The organism is Escherichia sp. HH41S, assembly GCF_009820115.1.
Classification (GTDB): domain Bacteria; phylum Pseudomonadota; class Gammaproteobacteria; order Enterobacterales; family Enterobacteriaceae; genus Escherichia; species Escherichia coli_F.
This window is the reverse complement of record NZ_VNXE01000085.1, coordinates 1-2,475: the sequence shown is the minus strand read 5'-3', so window position 1 is coordinate 2,475 and position 2,475 is coordinate 1. Positions and strand designations below refer to the sequence as shown.

2 protein-coding genes and 1 pseudogene are annotated in these 2,475 nt (G+C 37.7%); 1 reads left to right on the top strand and 2 read right to left on the bottom strand.

The window, feature by feature from the left end:
• Positions 1-187 (top strand): annotated as a pseudogene (locus FQZ95_RS26185) (hypothetical protein); the annotation flags it as partial.
• A 468-nt stretch (positions 188-655) separates the two neighbouring features.
• Here the strand turns inward: FQZ95_RS26185 and FQZ95_RS15990 are convergent.
• Together FQZ95_RS15990 and FQZ95_RS15985 are read right to left on the bottom strand one after the other, a co-directional pair.
• Positions 656-2,128 carry a caspase family protein gene (locus FQZ95_RS15990; protein ID WP_097311535.1) on the bottom strand — a complete coding sequence of 491 codons (1,473 nt, stop codon included), beginning with the start codon at positions 2,126-2,128 and terminating at the stop codon, positions 656-658.
• Between the two features lie 164 nt (positions 2,129-2,292).
• Positions 2,293-2,475: transposase domain-containing protein (locus FQZ95_RS15985; protein WP_077900154.1), on the bottom strand; the 183-nt coding region annotated here is incomplete at its 5' end.

Below are 2,475 nucleotides of genomic sequence, written 5' to 3'. Positions count from 1 at the left end.
AAAACTTTTGCGGTCTGCCCCCGGACAGTCGTTTCCGGCCGTGGCAGTGATGCCCCTTGCGGCGAAGGTTCTCAAACGGGTGATGGTTAATACCGGAGGGAACAAAAGACAGGTCCCCGCAAAACGTCAAAACCGCGGCTCCCGAAACTCAACAGCTACCGTGTTCTGTCAAGAAAAAATCGCTTAAATTCAGTCGTACAGCCCTTAAGTACTGCCAGCAGGCTTGTCAGTACCAAGTTTCCGATACTGCGCGGCTACGCTAACGGGGTTAAAAGAGCTTACTTATACTACATCATCGCTGAAAGCTTGTATGGTTTCGCGGAACAGGGAGTAACAGGAGAATATTCACTCTCTACCGGCTAACAGTTAGCTTAATTGCAGCAACTGGTAACCAACTGCTAGAAAAATTCACCATGAATAATAATTGTGCTGATTACCTGCAATTATTGTAGTGAAATTTCTGTTCATATTTTTTCGCTAGCGATGTCTTGTTTGAGAAAAAACACTATTTGTTGAATAGTTTAATTCTGGTATTTGGAGTCTTTTAAATGGGGATTCTATATGGATATCACTTTTTATATGTTGTAAATAATGCCGCTGTAGAAGAACAACGGCAAATGAAGGGGGGTTATTGTTACAATAATCTTATTTGTCTCTATTTTTTATCCGAATCAGGTAGCAATTTAAAAGCTTTCAATATGGGGTAAAGTGTTTCATTCTCAAAGTTTTTTGCTAGATCAGTGAGGTGTTTTTTGATGTCATTGCTGGTAATGAGCTCAATTATGTGAGGAGTCCATTTGATATTGTTGTCAATCAACACTTCAGAGTCCCAACCAGATGGTTTATAAAAAGCCATGCAAGATAAAATAACTAGTCTCGTCTTCGATAAGAATGGTAATATATATAGTTTGGTACTGTTTATGTTAGGGTATTTTGATTTTGCCTGCACAGTAATTAAGTTATATGAGCAAGTTAGTAATGACTCAATACTAACAGGCGATAAGTAATATTCTGTAACCCACTTGTAATTGTCATCATCATCATAATCAATCCACGTATTTATCCTGGCTAAAGTTGTTGCTAGGCCTCTGTTTTTTAGTTTCTTTACAGTCCTTTCCTTTTTCTCAGATTTGGCTTTTACGAATAAATCATCATTATTTTTATCAACCCACTCAGCCAGGAGAGGCAATTTAGGAACGTCATCATAGCTTTCATGAGTCTCCACTATTAACTCAAAAAGCTCTCTGGCCTCTCCCTTGAACTTAAACTGTTCCTTAACAGCATCTGGAACAGATTCATAAATGCTCATTGCCTTTTCCTCAGTAAAGTAACGTTCGGCATCTTTTATCACCAGTTCCTTCAGAGGTTGCCTTTTGGTTTCAGCCTTACTATCAGAAACAATCGAAAGAGTTTCCTCAATGTTTTTTCTATTTTCAGGTGTGATATTTTTAATGAATACCTCAGTGAATGATGCTTGATTGATAAAAACAGGGGACTGCTTTTCATTTTTACTGAATTTATCAGAGATATAGTCAATTATATCTTTATAGCGAATGGAACTTTCAGGAGTATATGCAACTGCTTCACCAATAGCTTTAGTAAAGAAACTAAGGTGGGGGTCAGCGAAAGAAAATTGGGTATCTTCCGATGAAAACATAAAATAACATTTTGAAAAATGCAATTTCGAATCTGTAATGTATTTGCTAAAAGCCGCAGGATCTTTTATATAAGAAACACCAGAGTTACATGCATCAACAATCTTGATAGTTAAACACGGTTTTAATGATTTGATCATTGTATCAAGCTCGCTATTTTCAAGCGAGGTACTTTTTATCTTTTCTGCATCAAAGTCTGATAGTATGTAATGGAAATCACTCCCGTCAAAAAGACCATGGCCGCTAAAATAGAAAAACAACTCATCAATATCATCACTAGAATGTCTCTCAATGAACTCTGACAATCTCCCTTTAATCTGTCTCGTATTAGTCTCAGTATCTATATACAATAGATCATCATACTCATCACTAAAATCAAGCATAGACTTAATGAGTTTAACATCATTTTTACTTGCTGGAAGATTTTGTTGAGAATTGTAGTCACTAACACCAATTAGAATAGCCAGTTTCATATAGACAACCTTATGATATCACTTTATAGATTTAAATAATGAGATTTATCATGAGCTTTCTCGACTCTATGGGATTTTATCAAGAATAATTCTCTTGACAAAATTTTTATCCTCAGCGTTAAATTAGAATAAAGGTAAGCGGCTCGCCAGAACCGTATTGATATTTACTGAGAAGTCAGATCAACTTTCCAGGGCAACAGATCGCGTACCCGGTTTGCCGGCCAGTCTTGGATATGCTCAATAACGTAACGCAGCCATTTTTCTGGCTCTACATTGTTCAGACGGCATGTGCCGATCAGCGAGTACAACACCGCCGCATGTTCGCCACCGCTGTCGGAACCCGCGAA